The 19,534-nt window shown below is 66.5% G+C and carries 12 protein-coding genes; 1 reads left to right on the top strand and 11 read right to left on the bottom strand.

The features are described from left to right. Positions 1-58 precede the first annotated feature (58 nt). Positions 59-1,309 carry a helix-turn-helix domain-containing protein gene (locus AC07SQ_RS22680; protein ID WP_495272889.1) on the top strand — a complete coding sequence of 417 codons (1,251 nt, stop codon included), beginning with the start codon at positions 59-61 and terminating at the stop codon, positions 1,307-1,309. 14 nt (positions 1,310-1,323) lie between these two features. On the opposite strand, the gene AC07SQ_RS22685 is transcribed toward AC07SQ_RS22680, so the two are convergent. From AC07SQ_RS22685 to AC07SQ_RS22735, 11 genes are all read right to left on the bottom strand, one after another. Next, the gene (locus tag AC07SQ_RS22685; protein ID WP_495272890.1) at positions 1,324-2,478 is read right to left on the bottom strand and encodes an ROK family transcriptional regulator; all 1,155 of its coding nucleotides are present in this window, start codon (positions 2,476-2,478) and stop codon (positions 1,324-1,326) included. Continuing rightward, positions 2,475-3,278, bottom strand: coding sequence for an ATP-binding cassette domain-containing protein (locus AC07SQ_RS22690; RefSeq protein ID WP_307695117.1), 804 nt, complete (start codon positions 3,276-3,278; stop codon positions 2,475-2,477). Before AC07SQ_RS22690 ends, AC07SQ_RS22685 begins: the two co-directional genes overlap by 4 nt. A gap of 1 nt (position 3,279) precedes the next feature. Next, complete coding sequence (locus AC07SQ_RS22695; RefSeq protein ID WP_095747146.1) at positions 3,280-4,470, bottom strand: sugar ABC transporter permease; 1,191 nt, start codon at positions 4,468-4,470, stop codon at positions 3,280-3,282. Positions 4,471-4,608: 138 nt separating this feature from the next. Next, positions 4,609-5,631: a D-xylose ABC transporter substrate-binding protein gene (gene xylF / locus AC07SQ_RS22700; protein ID WP_370869643.1), complete on the bottom strand. Its 1,023-nt coding sequence runs from the start codon at positions 5,629-5,631 to the stop codon at positions 4,609-4,611. A gap of 298 nt (positions 5,632-5,929) precedes the next feature. Continuing rightward, the gene (locus AC07SQ_RS22705; RefSeq protein WP_495272891.1) at positions 5,930-8,488 is read right to left on the bottom strand and encodes a phage head spike fiber domain-containing protein; all 2,559 of its coding nucleotides are present in this window, start codon (positions 8,486-8,488) and stop codon (positions 5,930-5,932) included. Further along, complete coding sequence (locus tag AC07SQ_RS22710; protein ID WP_495272892.1) at positions 8,485-9,096, bottom strand: DUF4376 domain-containing protein; 612 nt, start codon at positions 9,094-9,096, stop codon at positions 8,485-8,487. Before AC07SQ_RS22710 ends, AC07SQ_RS22705 begins: the two co-directional genes overlap by 4 nt. 2 nt (positions 9,097-9,098) lie before the next feature. After that, the gene (locus AC07SQ_RS22715) at positions 9,099-15,656 is read right to left on the bottom strand and encodes a hypothetical protein (RefSeq protein WP_495272893.1); all 6,558 of its coding nucleotides are present in this window, start codon (positions 15,654-15,656) and stop codon (positions 9,099-9,101) included. A gap of 155 nt (positions 15,657-15,811) precedes the next feature. Beyond that, positions 15,812-16,228: a DUF6950 family protein gene (locus AC07SQ_RS22720; protein WP_139700579.1), complete on the bottom strand. Its 417-nt coding sequence runs from the start codon at positions 16,226-16,228 to the stop codon at positions 15,812-15,814. Next, positions 16,225-16,848, bottom strand: a complete 624-nt coding sequence (locus AC07SQ_RS22725; protein WP_495272894.1) for a hypothetical protein — start codon at positions 16,846-16,848, stop codon at positions 16,225-16,227. Before AC07SQ_RS22725 ends, AC07SQ_RS22720 begins: the two co-directional genes overlap by 4 nt. Continuing rightward, complete coding sequence (locus AC07SQ_RS22730) at positions 16,845-17,468, bottom strand: hypothetical protein (protein ID WP_095950415.1); 624 nt, start codon at positions 17,466-17,468, stop codon at positions 16,845-16,847. The genes AC07SQ_RS22725 and AC07SQ_RS22730 overlap by 4 nt, the downstream gene beginning before the upstream one ends. Then, the gene (locus AC07SQ_RS22735; RefSeq protein WP_495272895.1) at positions 17,465-19,498 is read right to left on the bottom strand and encodes a phage tail length tape measure family protein; all 2,034 of its coding nucleotides are present in this window, start codon (positions 19,496-19,498) and stop codon (positions 17,465-17,467) included. The genes AC07SQ_RS22730 and AC07SQ_RS22735 overlap by 4 nt, the downstream gene beginning before the upstream one ends. Between the last annotated feature and the right edge of the window lie 36 nt (positions 19,499-19,534).

Raw genomic sequence — 19,534 nt, forward strand, 5'->3', positions numbered from 1 at the left:
TGTTCCATTGCGGAACACATTCGAGAGGGTCCCTGAACCCGGAAGAGGTGGCGAACCCATGGCGCTCGACAGGCTCGGCACGGCGGATGCGCCGCGCCAACTCTTTGCCAGCACGCCGGCGCAGCGCGTGGCGCTGGCGCGGCAGCAGTTTTTCGAAGAAGGCGTGCGCCCCTCGGGGCTGGTCGGCGAGGCGGTCATCCAGTCGTGGATGCGCTGCAGCCGCACCCACGCCGACCGGCAGCGCGTGGTGGCCTTCGACGCCGTCACGCCCAGCCGGCTGCACACCACGCTGGCGCGCAACCGCGAGCTGCTGGACGTGGCGCGGCACGAGCTCGTGCAGATGGAGCACATGCTCGCGGGCACCGACTGCCGCGTGATCCTCACCGACCGCGACGGCGTGGTGGTGCACGTCACGAGCCAGCCCGCCGGCACGCACCAGCCCGTGCTGCGCCAGACCGCGCGCCTGGGCGTGAACATCTCCGAGCGCGTCGTGGGCACCACGGCGCCGGGCATCGTGGCCAGCACCGGGCAAGCCTGCACCGTGGACGGCGCCGAGCACTACTACGACGTGCTGTGCCACATGCAGTGCGCCGCGGCGCCGATCCGCGACGTGAGCGGCCGGCTCGCGGGCGTGCTCGACCTCACGGTGGAAGCGCGGCGCTTCGGCTTCGACGCGGCCTCGATGGTGGCGCTGCACGCCACCATCATCGAGAACCGGCTGCTGCAGGCGCAGTCGCGCGACCACCTCATCCTGCGCTTCCAGGCCAGCCCCACGCTGCTGGGCACGCCGCTCGAGGCGCTCGCGGGCATCGCGCCCGACGGCACCATCGCGTGGCTCAACAACGCCGGCGCGCGGCTGCTGGGGCGGCTGCCCGAGGCCCCCGACGACCGCGACGTGGAATGCCTGCTGGGCCACGACCTTGCGAGCCTGCTGCGGCTGGGCCGGCGCGAGGCCGCGCAGCCGCTGCGGCTGGCCAGCGGGCTCGGCGTGTGGATGCAGGCGCAGCTCAAGGGCGCGGACGGCGCGGACTTCCGGCATGCGGTGGCGATGCCGGAGATGGCGAGCGCACCGGTCGATGCGCCCGTGGCGATCGACGTGCAGGCGCAGCAGCCCGTGGCGCTTGCACCCGCCAGCGAGACGCCACCCACCGAAACCCTGCGCGAGCACAGCCGCAAGCTGATCGAAGACACGCTCGCGGCGCACGGCGGCAACGTGTCGCAGGCGGCGCGGCAGCTGCGCGTGTCGCGCGGCACGCTGTACCGGCGGCTGCGCGGCTGGCACAACGACGACAGCAGCGCAGCGGACTGACGGACAGCGAAGGTTCAGGCGCCGGCGCGCGCCAGTGCCCGCGCGCGGCGCGCCTTCGCATCGGGCTGCAGCGGCCGCAGGTAGTCGTGCAGCGCCAACGCCGCCGCCCCCACCGCAGGCGCAAGCGCTTCGTAGCGCGCCGTGCGCAGTTCCGGCGCGGGCATGCCGGCACGCTCCGCGTGCCCCTTCACACCTTCGAACGCCGCCTGCGCGAACTCCGGGTGTTCCGCGCAGACCTTGCCCCCGAGCACGATCGCGCGCGGGTTGAAGGTGACCCACAGGTTCTGCAGCAACACGCCGAAGAACGCGGCGGCGCGCGCCATGTCCGCGCCCTCGCGCGCCAGCACGCGCGAACCGAAGAAGGCCTCGGCGCAGCCGCGCCGGCCGCACGAGCACAGCGGCCCGTCCAGCTGCAGGATGGTGTGACCGATCTCGCCGGCCATGCCTTGCGCGCCGGTGAAGAGGCGGTCGTTCAGCACCACGCCCGCGCCCACGCCGACGTCGCTGTTGACGAAGATCAACGGGTCTTCGCCCTCGCCCGCGGCGAACTCGTACTCGCCGAGCGCGGCGGCATCGGCGTCGTTCTGCAGCTGCACGGTGACGCCCGGCAGACCCGCCGCGGCCAGCGCCTTTTCGAGCGCGGGCAGCAGGCTCACATTGCGCCAACCGAGGTTCGGCGCGAAGCGCACGACGCCCGTGCAGTCGTCCACCGCGCCAGGCACGCACACGCCGATGCTCGACAGGCGCAGGCCGCGCTCGTCGAGCTGCGCGTGCGCCGCCGCCGCCATGCGCGCGAGCTGCGCGCACACATGAGCGGGCTCACCGTCGTCCAGCGGCTCGGCCTGCGCGTGCAGCACCTCGCCCTGCAGCGAGACGCACACCAGGCGCAGCGTTTCGACGGCGATCTCCACGCCCATCAGCGCGCGCACGCCGACGTTGATCCGCAGCGGCGTGGACGGCCGCCCGAGCCCGTCGGCCACGGCGGCGCCCGATTCGCTGAGCCAGCCCTCATCGAGCAGCTCGCGCACCAGCAGGCTCACGGTCGACTTGGTGAGCCCGCTTTCGCTCGCGAGCCGCGCGCGCGACAAGCCCGGCTGCGCGCGCAGCAACCGCAGCAGCACGCTGCGGTTCATGCGCTTGAGCAGCTGCTGGTCGCCGATGGTCTTCATGCCGTTGCTGTGGCCGCGGTTGCCGCGTGGTGCGCCTGCTCCCGCCCCTCGGGCCGCTTGCCGGCGATGATCATCCCGAGCACTTCGTCCTCGGTCACGTCGGCGGTGCGGTAGGTGCCCACGAGCTTGCCGTTCTTCATCACCGCGAGCCGGTCGCTCAGCGAGAACACGTCGGGCATGTCGTGCGTGATCAGGAAGATGCCAACGCCGTCGTCCTTCAGCTGCTTGACCAGGCGCCCGACCATCGCGGTTTCTTCGGGGCCGAGCGCGGCGCAGGGCTCGTCCATGATGAGGATGCGCGCGTTGAAGTACAGCGCGCGCGAGATCGCCACCACCTGCCGCTGCCCGCCCGACAGACGCCGCACCGGGATGCGGATGTTGGTGAAGTTCTTGTTCAGGCGCTGGAACACCTTGCGCGCCTGCACTTCCATGAAGTGGTCGTCCAGCGTGTTCCACGCCGTCATCTTCTCGCGGCCCAAAAAGAGGTTCGCCACCGAGTCGAGGTTGTCGGCCAGCGCGAGCGTCTGGTAGATGGTCTCGATGCCTTGGGCCTGCGCCTCGGCGGGCGTGCGGATGTGGACCTTCTCGCCGGCGATGAGCGTGTCGCCCGAATCGATCGGGTAGGCGCCCGCGAGCATCTTCATCAGCGTGGACTTGCCCGCGCCGTTGTGGCCCAGGAGCGCCACCACCTCGCCGGGGTAGAGGTTGATGCTCACGCCGTCCACGGCCTTCACGCCGCCGAAGGCCTTGCGGATCTCGCGCAGCTCGACCAGCGGTTTTGTCTTGTCGATGTCGGCCATGTCAGTTCTCCCCGAACTTGCGGCGGTAGAGCACGTCGAACACCACGGCCACGATCAGCACTTGGCCGATGATCACCATGCGCTTGCCGATGGGCACGTCGAGCAGCAGCATGCCGCTGTCCAGCGACTGCATGATCAGCGCGCCCAGCACCGAGCCGAAGATCGAGCCGCTGCCGCCCGCCAGCGCCGTGCCGCCGATGACGGCCGCCGCGATCACGTACAGCTCCATGCCCGTGCCCAGCGAGTTGGTGCCCGCGTTGAGCCGCGCGATCGACACGATGGCCGCCACCGTCACCAGCACCGCCAGCAGCGCGAACAACATGAGCGTGACGCGCTGCACCGGAATGCCCACCAGCGCCGCCGCGTCGGGGTTGCCGCCCATCGCGAACACATAGCGGCCGAAGCGCGTGCGATGCACGATGAACGACAGCACGATCGCCACCGCCGCCCAGATCAGCACCGGGATCGGAATGCCCTGCGGCTCGCTCTTGGACGAGATCTGGTAGCTGTTCATCACCCAGGCGAAGCCGACCACCACCGCCACCGGCACCGCCGTGAGCAGCACGTCGAGCCACAGCGCCTCGGTCGGCATGTCGTAGCGCTGGCGCGCGCGGCGCTTTTGCACCATGCGCCCGAACAGCACCAGCGCCACCAGCCCCGCGAGCACCCAGCTGGCCGTGACGCCGATGCCGCCGTCGTAGCCGCCGCCCAGGCGCTGGAAGAACTCGTCGTTCACCGGCTGCGTCTTGCCGTCGGCCACCAGGAAGGCCGCGCCGCGAAACGACATCAGCCCGCCCAGCGTGACCACGAACGACGGCACGCCCAGCACTGCCGTGAGCCAGCCCTGGTAGATCGACACCAGCAGCGCCACCGCGAGCCCTGCGAGGCAGGCCGTGGGCCACGACCAGCCCGAGGTGTATTGCAGGTACGCGATGAGCACGCCGACGAAACCCATCACCGAGCCCACCGACAGATCGATGTGGCGCGCCACGATGATCAGCACCATCACCGTGGAGACGATGCCGACCACCGCCGTCTGCTGCGCGACGTTGTAGAGGTTCTCGGGCGAGAGGAACACGCCGCCCGACATGATGCTGAACGCCACCGCCATCACGGCCAGCAGCACGCACATCAGGAGCAGGCGCAGGTCGATGCCGGTGCGGCGCCACCAGCCGGGTGTTGGATCGCTCATTTTTTTCAAGCCCCCTCAGGACGGACTACAGGTGCGCAACCGCCCACCGGCTGGCCCTTGCGGGTCGGCCGGAAGCCATGTTGCGAAGAGATGGAGGGCGCGTTCAGCGAGAAGCTGAACGCGCCGGTGGTTGCGGCGTTACTTGCAGGCCGCGGGCGCGTTCGCGCCCGAGACGCCCTTGCAGAGCTCGTCCTTCTTGATCCAGCCGGCCTTGACGATCACGTCGAGGTTGTCGCGCGTGATCGGCACCGGCGTCAGCAGGCGCGAGGACAGCGAAATCTTCTTGGCACCGCCGGCCCAGGGCGCGGCCTTGTCGACCGGCTTGCCCGCTGCGAGCGACACCGCCGCCGTGGCGGCTTCGCGGCCGAGCTCGCGCGAGTCCTTCCAGATGGTCGCGGTCTGCGTGCCCAGCGCCACGCGGTTCAGCGCGGCGAAGTCGGCGTCCTGGCCCGACACCGGAATGCCGCGCAGGCCCTTGGCCGTGAGCGCCGCCACCGCGCCGCCGGCGGTGCCGTCGTTGGCCGCCACCACCGCGTCGACCTTGTTGCCGTTCTTGGTGAGGATCTGCTCCATGTTCTTCTGCGCGACTTCGGGCTTCCAGCCTTCGGTGTACTCGTCGCCGACGATCTTGATGTCGCCCTTCTTGATCGCGGCATCCAGCACCTCCTGCTGGCCCGCGCGCAGGAAGTCGGCGTTCGGGTCGCTCGGCGAGCCCTTGATGATCACGTAGTTGCCCTTGGGCTTGACCTTGAGGACTTCGCGCGCCTCCATGCGCCCGACCTCGACGTTGTCGAAGGTGATGTAGAACACGCCGGGCGCCTCGATCAGCCGGTCGTACGCCACCACGGGTACCTTCTGGCGCGTGGCCTTGGTGACGGCGGGCAGGATCGCGTCCTTGTCCATCGCCAGCACGATGAGCGCCTTCGCGCCCTTGGACATCAGCCCCTCGATGTCGCCCAGCTGCTTCTCGGGCGAGCCGCCCGCGTCGGCACTGATGTACTTCGCGCCGAGTTTTTCCAGCTGCGCCTTGATCGCGGCCTCGTCGGTCTTCCAGCGTTCTTCCTGGAAGTTGGACCAGCTCACGCCGACCACGGTCTGCGCCATCGCGCCCACGGCCGTGAGACCGAACGCCAGGGCGGCCAGGGTGTGTTTCGTTGTCAGTTGCATCGGTGTCTCTCCTCAGAACGGTGTGCCGAGCGTGAGCTGGCGGACCGGGGTAGTTAGTTTGAGTAACGAACTAACTATCCCATTGGGGGGAGATTCCGGGCACCCGGGAATTCCCCGAGACGCAGGCGTGGGAAGCGCTCCGCGCGCTTTGGGAGCGGATGTCAAGGAGGTTGGCAGTACGAAGAAGGACTGCGTGGAGATGACGTGGGTACGCAAGCAGGCGTGAAAAAGGCCCCGAAGGGCCTGGTGGTGATTGCTCTTTTCGTACTGCCCTTCTTACCAGAGCCCCTCCTTATGTCGTCAATGCCACCACTTCCGCATCCGTCAGCTTCTGCGGTTGATAGCGCACCGCGCGAACGTGGAAAAACGGTTGATTGCCGCCGCTATAGGACAGATTTCCAATGCCAAGGCTGGCGAACGGCGGGACCGTCGGCATGGCGGCCTTGAGGAGTTGGCCGTTGCACGCGAACCGGAGTCCATCGGCGCCATAGCTGAGGGCGACCTTGACCGGGCCTCCCACAGGTGTACCCAGGAGCCCGGTGGAGACCGTGTTCGGCCCGGACGGGCCGTTGACAGCCGAGTACGCATAGGCGAGCGCCGATGCAGTGAACCCGATACCCAGGCGATTCCCGACTGCGGTGCCGATCTCGACAAGATTCCTTGTCGTCACATCTCCTTCTCTCGGTCGTCCGAATTCCATGAAGATGGTGCCCTCAGCCGCATTGCACCAGCCCTTGGAGGTGTCGACCCGAACGCCGTCGCCGGCGCGTGTCGTGGCCACTGAAGTGAAGGAGTCGCCCAGGCGGGTTGTGACGGCCGACGTCGACACGTCTGCAGCCCGGGTGACGGTCGCCGACGTTGTCGGGATGTAGCTGGTCACCATCGGCCCCTCTTCGACCTGGCCCTTGCAAAACCACACGGTGAGGTTGCTGGTGAGAGCCCCGGCCGTGTGAACCACCGGATAGATTCCTCCGGACGCAGCGGGCGTGATGTTCTGGGTGATCGTCCGGGAAAACCGGTCCGCGAACTGGGCCGAGTTCGCAGCGTTGATGGGGAAGCCCCCCATCCCCGACCCGCCGGTGTAGTACACGTTGATCGACTCGCTCCCAGTCAGCGGTCTGCTCAGCTTCACATGGAGGCTTGTCGAGTAAGCCGTCCCAGTGGTGACGTTCGCACCGACGGCTGTGTTGCTTCGGACACGGCTGCCTGCGTAACCGATGGCGCTCGCCGACGTGAACGTCGCGGCGATGCACGCTTCTCCATCGACGGTCGTGCTGGCAACTGCAGGTGGAGTAGTCCCTTCACCTACGCCAACCGTGATCTGGCTGTTCAGCACCAGATTCGTGCTCCCGCCTTCCAGCATCAACCACGGTGCGATGGTCAGGTCGGCCGGGTTGTAGGTCATCCGCGCCACACCCGCTGCCGCCGTCTTCATCGCTCCCGTGGAGTCGAAGTAGGTGCCGATGGACGCGCGGCTGGTGAAGGTTTCGGTGCCCGGGATGTAGCTGGTCGCATAGGCACCGGCTTCGAGCTGGGCGCCCCATGCAAGGCACGCGCCGTTGTCCGCTCGCGGCCCGGAAACGACTGCATAGCAAGTCAAAATATCGCCCACGGCAATGGCAATCTTCGACGTGTACATGCAGCGAAACCATCCGTCGCCGACGGGCCGCATCTCCCAGCCCGCCCCCGTGATGGATGGCGCCGCGCCGTGCAGATTCACACTTGCGCCGATGTCGTTCGTCAACGTGGTGGTATTGCGCAGCAGCAGGTCCACGTTGGCCGTCCGCGACACGTTCTTCAAGTAGATCGAGTACGTCATCACCGTCGCCGTCGCAGCGACATTTTGCGTATTAGGGGTCGTGGATGTCCCCGAAAACTCAACCGCTCGAAGCGTGCCATCGGGCGCCAGCTTCCCCGGGATGCGCGTCAATCCACCGCCTGTCCACGACAAGTGCATATCGCTGCTCTTGAGCAGGATGTTGGTGCGCTGCTCCTCCGCCAGGAAGCCAGGGGCCAGCGTCAGGTTGGATGGCTCGTAACTGTTGCGCGCGACGCCCGCCGCTGCGTAGCGCATGACGCCGTTGGCGTCGTAGTAGCTGCCAATGGAGGCGCGACTATTGAACGTCTCCACATTGAGGATGTAAGTGCTGGGGAACGTGCCCACTTCGAGTTGCGCGCCCCATATGTAGATGCCCGCGACACCGTCGCCAGGCCCAGTACCTGCCGCCGATCCAGGGTAAATAGCAGCCCCAAGCACCGCAGTCGCATCGGTCGTGAAGACGCCCTCGACCCTGCGCCAGCCGTTGCCGACATCAATGATCTTCCGGGACACTTCGACGAACCCGCCAATAGTGGAGCCCGTGGTCGTCATCGTGGCCAGGTTGAAACCGATGGTGATGCTGTTGGCCGTGGATGCGCCGCGTGCATACAGGTATCCATTGGACGAGCCGGCAGCCTTTGCGTAGAACGAAAAGGCGTAGGTGCTCGCCGCTTCACCTTTTGAAGACGTTTGAATGATGTGCCCATTGCCATTGTTCGCGCCATTGAGCAACAGCAGCTTGCAAGCATCCCAACGACCATTCGGAGCCAGCGCAGCGCCCGGAATCACCGTGGCGTTCGACTTGGTCCAGGCGGCGGCCTCAAAGCGTGACGAGACCGTCAGCACGTTCGTCCGCGCACTCTCGATCAACAGGCCCTTCGGCGCCTTTGTGAGGGGGTCGTAGTCGTAGCGTGGAACGGCACCGGCAGGCTTCGGCTGGATCCAGCCCTGGGCGTTCGTGCAAGTGCCTTGTGCCGCCCCCGCGTAGGTGAACAGTTCGGCGAATGTTTTTTCGGTGAGCGTGGTGGTCATTGCGTTTCGATGCTGTTGTGGGTAAGGGGCCAGCCCGCGGAGATGTCATAGGCCTCGGTCTCGGCCTCTGTCCGGAGTTGGTCGATGGCGGCGTGGTGCGTGCGCTCGGCACTGAAGCACGCCTGGACATGCAGGCCGATCGCTCGGGCCACACCGCGAAGTTCGTCGATGGTCAGGCGGGCCCATCCGCTGTCGGCCTTGAAGTCGACAGCGTCGATGCCCGCAATGTCGGCGTTGACGATCACCGCCGTGATGCGGTCCTGGTCGGGCTTGCCCGTGAGAACACGCACGCCGTTCTGCAGCGTGATGCCGCCGGTTTCGATTTCCCATCGATGCTCGGTGACGCGCTCGCGCAGCGAGCGACGACGGTCCTCCATCGTTCGCGGATCGAGCCAGGCGCGTTGCGCCCAATCGAACACGTGGTGCTCGCCTGGCTTCGGCGGCATGTCGACGGGCGTCCCATCCGCGATGTATTGGTCGAATCGGGCTTTTCCCACATAGACAGACTCGCCTTCGAAGGCCTGACTGAGGCACTCGTCCTCGGAGCCGGCATAGCCTGAGCGAACGACCTCTCCAGTCGCGGTTCTATAGACAGTGAAATCAATCATGTTTAGCGACGTGTAGCGATTGCGTAGATAAAGGAACCGGAGTAACCGGAAGGAGCCGTGGAGATGATGTCGAACGTGGTATCACCTGGCACGCAATCGAACTGAGCTCCTCCCGTCACGGTGGAACCAGCAACACCTGCCCCCACCCAAATGGCGTTACCGTTCGCGTAGATGTTGACGCCACCCATCATCATCATGAAGACTGAACCCGTGACGAAGACCTTCAGCGTCTCCCCGGTGTTGTTCCTGTAGAGCAATCTGCAGGAGGAGCTCCCCGGCGCGACCGCGAATCTGGGAACGGTGACCGCTTCGCCTCGAATGTTGAGCGTGTTGATCACCTCAGCCTGGTCGATCCTCAACCCACTCTGATCCAGATTGAAACCAGGCCCCCAGAGATGGAAGCCGGTGTATGAGCTCGCAGGCATGTACTGCATCACGAGCCCACAGCCGCCGAGAGTGAAGTCGACGAACATGTCGCCCGTGGGGTGTTGCGCCAGGATCCAGCCCCAAGAACTGTTGCGCCACTTGCCAGGGCTGCGGATGTAGCCCCAACCTGTTCCCGTGATGTCCCCGTTGATCGTGACCTGACCGGAAGTGATATAGCCCAGCTTCGAGATCGAAGCCGTCAACTGTTCCACATCCAGCGAACGAGCCTTGATCGACCCGTCGACGAACATGTTGCCGTTGATCCCGACCGAAGGTGTGCCACCGATGCTGCCAACAACGAAAGGGAACGTCGGCACGCCGCCCGGGCCGTCCTGCGCGATGGCGAACTTGTCGACCAGCACGACCAGCTCGGACTTCGTGCCGTCGTTGTTGAGGATCATGCCCGCGACCTTCTTGTCCGCGTTGACGTTCAGGCGCCATTGCGACTTGACGGTGCCATCCAGTGTTGCGATGGCAGAGGCGTTGGTCGAGATCGACGAGGTGTGACCGTTCACCGTAGCGGTCAACGAGGTCATCGAGTTGGCCTGGGCCGTGATCGAGCCTTCGGCACTGGTGACTCGCGTGGTCAGTGCATTGACCGCGCTGGCGTCCGCCTTCGTGGTCTCCGCCTTGGTGATCCGCAGGCTGTCCGTGACATCCTCGAAGCGGAACCCCTGGATCTCCGAGTAGCCCGTGGTGCCACCCGTGTGGTTCAGGGCGAAGCCGGGGCTGACCGAGGTGTCGCCGAAGGCGCTGCCGAGCAGGTCCAGCGAGATCCGGGCCCAGACGTTGTTGGGCAGGCTGCCGAGTGCGATACCGCTGTTGCCATAGTTGCCCAACGTGTTGCGCCACCAGGTCCAGTAGTGCGGGCCGTTGGCATCCACGCGCCGGAACCATGCCGTCAGGCGGTAGGTCCGCGCCGGGTCGATCACCACCTTGCTCTTCGAGTAGTTCCAGAAGCTCGCGCCCCCCACAGGCGACCGGCACACCGTCGTGGCCACCTTGCCGGTCGTGGTCGTGACGAAGTACGTCGCCAGGTTGGTGCCGTAGTGGCTGCGCCAGGCCGCTGCGTTGGCCAGGCTCTCGTCCGCCGTCAGGCTGGCCTGCGAGTCGGCACGTCCCAGCTCCAGCCCGCTGTTGATGCTGGTGATCGCATCGCCCTGCGAGGTGATCAGGCCCTCCGCATTCGTGACGCGCGTCGTCAATGCGGTCAGGGCCGTGTTGCTGGCCTTGCTCGGCAGGCCGTTCGTCGTGTGGTTGACGGTGGCCGACAGCGCGGTGATCGCGTTGGCGTTCGCCGTGTCCGCGGTGACGCGGGCACTCTGCTCGGCCGTCACGGCTGCAGCGGCATCTGCCTTGTTCGTGTTGACGACCGCCTCCAGCGCCTGTCGGGCGGACACCTCGGCCGCATCCGCCGTGATGCGCGCCTGGCGCTCCTCGTAGATCAGCCCACTGGCGAGCGTCGGTCCCGTCGGCTTCTCCCAGACTTCGAAGGCATTGCCCACGAAGTCGTTGACCAGCGACGCACCGATCACCGTGTCCAGGCTGCCCGAAGTATCGGGAACGCCCGTGAGCGCCACGGACAAGCCCTGCCGCTGGATCGCCTCTGCGCTGTCCGCCTGCGCCCGTGCCACAGCCTCGGCCTGCAGCGCTGCGGAGCCGGCCGTGGCGTTGCCGGTGACGGTCGCCTGCAACGCGGTGATCGCATTGGCATTGGCCGTGTCGGCGGTGGCGCGCACGCTCTGCTCGGTCACCAGCGCGGCATCGGCGCTGGTCTTGTTGCCCGTGACCGTGGCCGCCAGCGCCGTGCGAGCCGTGATCTCCGCGTTGTCGGCGGCGATGCGCGCCTGGCGCTCGCTGTAGACCAGGCCCGAGCTGACAGCCCCCACGTCGGTTCCGGTGTAGGCACCGCGCACCTGCGTGGCCAGCGACTCGCGCGCCGTGACTTCCGCCGTGTCCGCCGTGGCCCGCGCGCTCTGTTCGGCGTTGATCGCGGCATTGACGGTGGCCAGGTTCCCGGCCACGGTCGCGGCCAGTGCCTGGCGGGCCGTGACCTCGGCGGCATCGGCGTTGGCGCGCGCCGTCTGCTCCGCCACGAGCGCGGCATCCGCGTTCGTCTTGTTGCTGGCCACGGTGGCTGCGAGCTGCTGCCGGGCCGTGACCTCGGCGCTGTCCGCGCTCACCCGTGCATCGCGCTCCGATGCCAGGAGGCCCGAGCTCAGTACGCCGATGTCGTTGCCGTTGTAGGCGCCGCGCAGTTGCGTTGCGAGGTTCTCACGCGCCGAGACCTCGGCGGCATCCGCACTCGCACGCGCAGCGATCTCGGTCTGCAGCGCGGCGTTCGAGGCGCCCGGTGACGGACGTCCGATGGCGACCCAGTCGATCTCGAAGTACGCCGTGGCAGTCTGCGCCGCCGACAGCTCGATCCGGAGCTGGTCGATGGCCACATCCCAGCCGGGGCTGACCGTGACCATGCCGATGCCTGCGCCGTCGTAGGTCGGCTCCGTCATCGTCACACGCCGCGACGCATCGAAGCCGCTGTCGCTCGCTGCGCGCCAGGACAGCGCGCCGTCCCATGCGGGCGCACCGACCTTGCGCACACGCATGCGGATCTGGCCGTAGGTCGAACCGTTCACGGCAATGCCCACAGGCGACACGATGAAGGGATCGGTCGCATGGTTGGCGGGGCGGATCCACCCCGCTGCCACCGAGGGCATGCCGTTGCCCGTCCAGGCCTCCAGGCCGGAATCGAAGTACCAGATCTTTGCGTAGTCGAACTGCTCGCCCACGCCTGCCGAGATCAACGTGATCTGCTGCGCCAGGGCTTCGTCGCTCGTGGCGCGCGCACTGCGCTCCTGGTAGATCAGGCCGCTGACCACCTGCGACAGGTCCGACCCGCCGTAGCCACCGGTGAGCTGCGCCTGCAGCGTCTCGCGCGCGCTGACTTCGGCGGCGTCAGCCGCCACGCGCGCCTGGCGCTCTTCGGCGATCAGGCCGCTGCCCACCTGCCCCAGGGCCGGCGCCTGCCATACACCATAGCTCTGCTCGGCAAACCCGATGTCCAGCGACGCGCCATCCACGTAGGCCAAGGCGGCGGCAAGGTCCGTCGCGCCGACCAGCGCGACCGTGAGCGACTCGCGGCTGCGGGCCTCGGCCGCGTCCGCGGCACTGCGCGCCGAGGCCTCATTGCCGATGGCGGCAGTCAGTGACGCGTCGGCGGCTTGCAGCTGCGTGGCCAGTTGCTGGCGTGCCGATGCTTCCGCCGCATCGGCGCTGGCGCGCGTCGTGGCCTCGGTCTGCAGTGCCGCCTGCGCGGTGCTCAACGATGCGTTCAGCGTCGTGAGGCGTGACGACAGCGACTCGTCCGCGGTCTGCCGCGCCGTGGCCTCGTCTGCGATCGCGGCGCTGCGGGCATTGGTTTCGGCAAGCAGCGCCGCCGCCCGCGCGCTCTGTTCGGCGGTGATCGCCGTGGCGCGGGTGCTGGCCTCGGCCGTCACTGCGGCCTTCCGGTCGGCCACCTCCTGCGAGACGGCCGCCACACGTGCCGTGATCTCGGCCTGGTCGGCCGCAGCGCGGGTGGTGGCTTCGGCGGTGAGCGCGTTCGTCACCTGCGTGACCTGCTGCGTTCGCTGCTGGGCCTCGGACACCAACGCCGCCGAGCGCGCGGCCGTTTCTGCCGCAAGGGCAGCCGCTCGCGCAGCCGCTTCGGCGCTCAGGGCCTGCGCGCGATCCTGCGTTTCCTTCGTCAGCGCCTGGCCCTGCGCCTGGTCGACGGCCTTGAGCTCGTCGACGGCTTCGTTCAGGCCCTTTTCGAGCTCTTCCAGCGCTTCGTCGATGCCGGGCAGCACCGTGAGCTGCACATACGCGGCAGCGCTGCCGTTGCCGCCGGCATCGACGGCGCGCACCCAGTAGCGCCAGCTGCCCGTGGCTTCGGTGCGAACGAAGGTCCGCTCTGCCGTGCGTCCGATCTCTTCGGACGTCTCGAGCGTGGCACCCCGGCGCAGCTCGTAGTACGCGATCGGCTGCATGGTCTTGCAGTCCTGCCAGGCCAGGTCGATCTCGTTGCGCCAGACAGTGCCGTTCACGATCGGCTGCGCAGGTGCCGCGATGTCGATGGACGCGGAGACCGGCACCGACCATTGGTTGGACGTGCTGCCGTGCGAAGCCCAGACACGCTGGGTGCCGGCGCGCAGCCATCCGAGGTTGGCCGCCACGCCCTTGGCGGAGAACACCTCGTCGGCCAGCTCCCAGCTCGCGCCGATGCGCACGCGGGTCGTGCTCCAGTCGAGCAGGTCGAGCCCGATCGGCTGGCCCCAGGTGGCGACGATGCCGGCGTCGGTCACGTCGAGTGCGAGCCCCGCCACATCGGCAGGCACGCCGCCCTTTCCGACCAGCGTGTGCTCGGCCGTGGCCCACGGGCTCGATGCGTAGGGCGTTCGAAAGCGCGCACGCACCTGGTAGAGGCTGCGCACCGACAGGCCCAGCAGGAAGGTCTCGGTGGCATCGCCCGGCAGTTGCGACGAGTGCCAGTCGCTCACCGGCGCCAGCGAGCGCCATTGCACCTCGACCGCGCCGCTCTTCAGGATGTTGAGCTCGTTCGATTTCGCCCACGAGACGCGGGCGCGCGCCACCATGCCGCCGTCCTGCAGCGACATCTGCGACGGACCGCTTTCCACCTTGAAGTCGAACGGTGCCTGCGGTTGCAGGAACGGGCTCGGCAGGTTGGTGTTCGGCGCCGCGTCGGCCAGCACCTCGTCGGCCAGGTCGTAGTAGGCCGGCACGTCCTCGATCACGAGCAGCGACAGCGGCGCGTTGCGCGCGTAGGTCCAGTCGGTGACGCGGAAGGTCTTGTTGGTGAAGCCGTACAGCGCGCTCGAGAGCACGATGCGGTCGCCGGGCTGCAGATGCCAGGCCAGCATCTTCGGATGGATGCGCAAAACGAAGCCGCCGCGGCTCTGCTCGACCACCACGCGGGCGATCTGGTGGCAGCGCACATGCGAGGTCGTGAAGGCCAGCGCCATGTCGGTGAACTTGTCCTTGGCGTCGAGCGCACGGAAGGCCTGGTTCTGGTAGGGCGTGAAGTCTTCGCTCACCCCGTTGCGCGCCGCGTTGACATAGGTGCCGCGCATGCCATTGAAGCGGCTCGCGCCAGGGTTGGCGGTTTGCATCACGGCCGTGGGCGCCAGCATGTCCTCGTCAGTGAGGTTGAGCACCGGTGTCGACCAGGCACCGGCCTGGATGCGCCAGACACCACCCGATTCGAGGCTGAAGCCCGCCATCGAATCCTCGAGCTGTTGCCGTGTCGACTCACGGTCCTGGTCCGAACGGAACATGCCGTCGCAGACATACCGTGCCTTGGAGCCACCGTGGTTGACGGCATCGACAGCGCTGTAGACCTCCTGGTCGCAGGCATTGGCCGCTGCAATCAGCGCGTTTTCGTCGATCTGGTCGGCGGCCGCGAGGTAGCCGGTCTCCGAGCGAAGGAAGTCTGCCAGGCACAGCGCAGGATTGCGCGAGTAGGCGGTCTGGCCGGTGCGAGGGTCGTAGACCTTCTTGCCGCGCAGCCTGGCCGTGATCTCGGGAAGGCCGCCCTGGAAACGCTCGAACAGCATGTTGAGCGTCACCACTGCATAGGTGCAGCCACTCAGCTTGTGCTGCTCCGTCCAGAGATTGGCACCCGGAAGGGTCTGGTCGACATTCCAGCGAAGGAACGCATCGGCCGTGTCCACGCCGCCAGGCGACGTGTGGAACTGCACGTTCACTGCCGGGCCTTCCGAAGGCCAGCCCGTGAACAGCGGTGGCATCTGGAACTCGGAGCCGTCGGTCCACCCGAACTCATTCGGCCGCCCCACCGACGTGCCGTCGATGAAGATCTCGTCGATCGCCTCGCATTCGTGCGATGCGAAGACCATCACGATGTGTTTGAACTGAGCCATCGGCCCGCTGTCGAGCACCGCAACGATGGATCCGCCGACACGAGCGGGCGCGCCGTAGACCGTGGCCCAAGGCGCTTCCGAGCTGACCAGCGTGGCCGTACGGTCACGCAGGTTGGCCACGTCTTCCGCGAACTTGCGGGCAGCGGCTTGTCGCGCTTTCTTCTTGGCCTGCGAGGACGCGTAGGCGTTGCTGACCATGGAAATCGCGGTGCTGACGATCAATCCGCCAACCGCGGCCGCCGCCCCTGCACTGGCGCCAACAGCCGTACCGATTGCCGCAAAGAAGCTCACAGGATCCGCCATTGCGGCGGTACAGACGCCCAGAAGGGCGCCAAGGACCAAGAAAAAACGAATCAGACGCGCCATGCTGCCACCCCCGCCGTCAAAGGCAAAAATTGGAGGCGATCCTTGCCAGGCGCCACGATGTTCGAGCCGGTGCAGATGCCGAAACTGTGGCCCGACACACGGCCCACACGGCCGCCGCTTCGCGCCAGCACCACGTCTCCGCGCTGAGCCCGCAGGCCGGGCAGCGCCGGCCCGAGAAGGGTGGATGCAGCGGCTTGAAAGCCGCCGACCGCACGCACGTGCCTGAGCGCCGTCAGCAGCCTTTTGGGCGCCAACGCGCCGCCTTGCGCGCGCAGCGGCTCGAGCGGGTCGGTTCCGCGTTGCTCGCGCACCCAATCCGCTGCAATGGTCGCGCAGTCGTGCTCGAAGTAGGCGAAGCCGATGTGGCGCCGCGCGTCGATGAAAGTGTCGAGATCAATGCTCATTTGCTGTGCACACCCAGGTTCTGTCGATATTGAAGATTGGCTTGCAGCCACTTGCCGACCCAGACGGCCGGGTTGCCGATCAGGCTGGTGAGATAGACGAAACCCAGTTCACCCGGATGCCGTGCCTGGTGCTGCGCGTTGTTCATGCGCAGCGCGGCGGGATTGCTGCGCACGTCGTAGCTGGCGGTGCGGCAGTCCATGCTGATCGAGGCGTTGTTGCCATCGCGAGCGATCTTCATCTGGTCCATCACACCGACGAAGCGCAGCACGGGCGCGCCGGTGATCTGCAGCGTGTTGGCATCGAGCATGGCGATCCAGACCCGCACACGACGGTCCTGGTAGTCGGCGGGATCGCCCAGCGCCAGGGCACGCGTGCCGATGTCCACCGGCGAGAGCGTCAGCGTGAGTTTCTCGGCCGCACCGTCTTCGCTCTCGTGCAGCTCGCCGATGGAGCCGAGGTTGCCCACGCCCTGCCAGGTCTCGTCCATGACCTGGACGCTGAGCGGCCAGTTCGTGAAGCGCGCCGTGCCCGAGCGCAGTTGCAGTTCGACCAGTGCGAGCTCGCCATAGGCGCCGGCGCTGGCGGTGGCCTGAAAGCCGCTGTTGGTGGTGACTGTCATTCCCAGGACTCCATGAGATCGAGGCTGAAGCCGCCCTGCGTGCGCGACTCCGACGACCAGTTGTTCTTGGTATCGACCTTGCGCATGAGGCAGGTCGGGCGATCCCAGACCACGGCGCTGCCGGCGGCCACGGCCACGCGCAACACCGGCTCGACGGACACCACGATCAGCCCCGACGCGTTCGCCACGGCATCGGCCTGCACGTGCAGCAGCTGTCGCTGGATCGACCCCTGGTTGACGCCGATCCAATCGCCCTGCAGCAGGGTCTTTCCGGCCTGGGCCGCACCCATCTGGATCGACAGCGACGACGCGCCCGCCGCAGCAGCCAGCGCCGTCCATGTGCCCCGCGCGCTACCGCGCGGGGCCGGCTGCAACATGTCGCTGACCGCGAGCACGTTGACCTGGCCGCGCAGCGCATGCACCAGGCTGCGCCACATCGCGGCCTCGTTCATCAGCGGGATGCGCTCTTCGCTCACGAGCGCACAGGTACGGCGCGGCGGTGCCAGCACGGCGACCTGCGACGAGCCGGTGTCGCCACTGCTGAAGCTCAGGTCGAAGGTCTGGATGCCGAAGTCCTGCCGCTTGACAGGCAAGGTGGGGGGCAAGGTGATGATGCTCATTGGGGCACCACCCGCATACGCTTGAGTTGTTCCATTTGGCCTTGGTTGTTTGCTTGAAGTGCACGGTCCAGATCGGCCATCACGGCGCCGCGATCGGACCTCGAATCGATGTGGAAGACAGTGGAGGGTGCGTAGTGCAGCGCGCCGCCGCCACTCGCACCTTGAGCGCTCACGCCAAGGCGGCCGTCGGAACCACGGCGCAAGGGCATGATGGCTTCGGGCCCCGCCTCGCCCATGAGGCCGATGCCGTTGGCGAAGGGGAAGAAGGTGGGCTTGCCGACCACGCTGTTGGCGTAGGTGTGCAGGCCGGGCGAGGCGAAGACGTTGCCGTTGGCGCTCGTGACGAAGAACTTCATCACGCCGTTCACGAGGCTGCCCAACCAGTTGCTGCCGGAGCTTTCGCCTCCAAGAGCCCCACCACCCGAAGATCCGCCCTTGAACAGGCCCGAGAACCATCCGGAAAATGCCTCGACGGCTGGCTTCAGCGATGTGTCGTAGAGCGCGTCCGCGATCGACGAAACGATCTTTTTCTTGAGCGACTCGCCCATCTTGTCGAAGGCCTTGTCGTCGCCCTGCAGAAAGCCCGTAAAACCCTCTCGGAATGCCCCATTCAGGTCGTCCGACAGCTTGCGGCTTTTTTCGTCCCGCTGGTTCTTTGCCTTGTCACCCGCTTCGACACCTTCGGTGTCGCTGGGCATGTTCAGACGATTCCTCTCAGACAGGACGTTTTCACCCGTCCATTTCTCGTCTTTCGTCTCTTCAGTGCCTTGAAGCGCGGAGCAAAAATCTTGACGAGAACTCCCTGACTCTTCTTTGCAAGGCGCACAAGCAATCTCGATCTGCAACTGAAGACCCGCGATCTGAGCTTGCTGAATGCCGGCGCTCGAGCCACGAGAAGCAGCCGGGTTCCGAGGTGACCCTTCGACGCGGCCCACCGAAGCAGATCCTGATCGAACAAGTGCGCCCTCTTTCTTCAGCTCAACAACAACCTGTTTCGCACTCTCTACCGCATTCTTTTTCTGCTCACTTTCCGTGCGCTCCTTCATGACCGCATCGGTTTCAGAGATCTTGGTGCTGGCATTTGCTGCCTGCGTCGCCGCAGACTTGGCGTCATGCCGTTGCATTTCCCTTAGGTTTTCAGCCCGATCGCTCCATGTCGAAGACATGGGACGCACCAGGAGGCCGACAGCAGCCCCTTCCCCTGTTTCAGCAAACGGAGTTCCCGCCCCGCCGTCTCGACGACGACGGTTTTCGAGTTTTTTCGAGGCTTGCTCCGCTTTCTCCTGCAACGTGCTTCCGCGCCCTAGGTTGCGAGGAATATCTTCTAAGAAATCTCGAAAATCGGTCACCCACGGCTTCACGCGATCGACCAAGAGCCTGTCTTTCTCGCCTTGTTTGGCTCTGCGGGTCCTTTCGACGGCATACGACCTTTGCGCGAGGGCCTCTGCGGCCTGGCGCTGCCCTGCGTCCTCTAGCCGGCCGATCTCCGTGAGTTCTGCTCCACTGAGGTATCCGTACTTCTTGTTGAGCTCAGCGGATTTCTTGAATGGCTCATTCGCCAGTTCGCGGAACTCGTCCGCGACCTCTTTCATGGGCGTACCCAATACTCGGTTCAGGGTTGTGAGGGCGGCTCCGGTCTCCTTTAGAACTTGGCCTTGCACGTGCCCATCTGCAACGAGCATCTGCAACGCCTGTGCTTCTTTCGCACGAGACCCGGTGGCGCCTGCGTTCTCACGCTCGATCCTTCGCAACTGGTCATTCGTCACGCCTGCGTAGTTGTTGCTGAGCGTCCTCGCCTCGGAATACGCCGCGTCCTCCCTCAAGCCTTCGATGGTGCGCTTCCCCAGATACTCCGCCGTCTTGAGACCGGCCTTGACAATTGGACCTCCCGGGATTTTCTTGATTGCCAGGTTCGCCAAGTTGGCGGCGCCGGTGAGGTCTTTCAGTGCTTGCGTTGCGGCGGGCGCTTCTTTCAGCACCAGCGAAGCGCCTGTCGTTGCGGGGATTCCTGTTTTTTGTTCAGCAGCCATGTCTGTATGGTCCGTTCGGTAGGGGGAAAAAATGAG

The sequence above is a fragment of the Variovorax sp. GW821-FHT06D12 genome, from assembly GCF_059419205.1.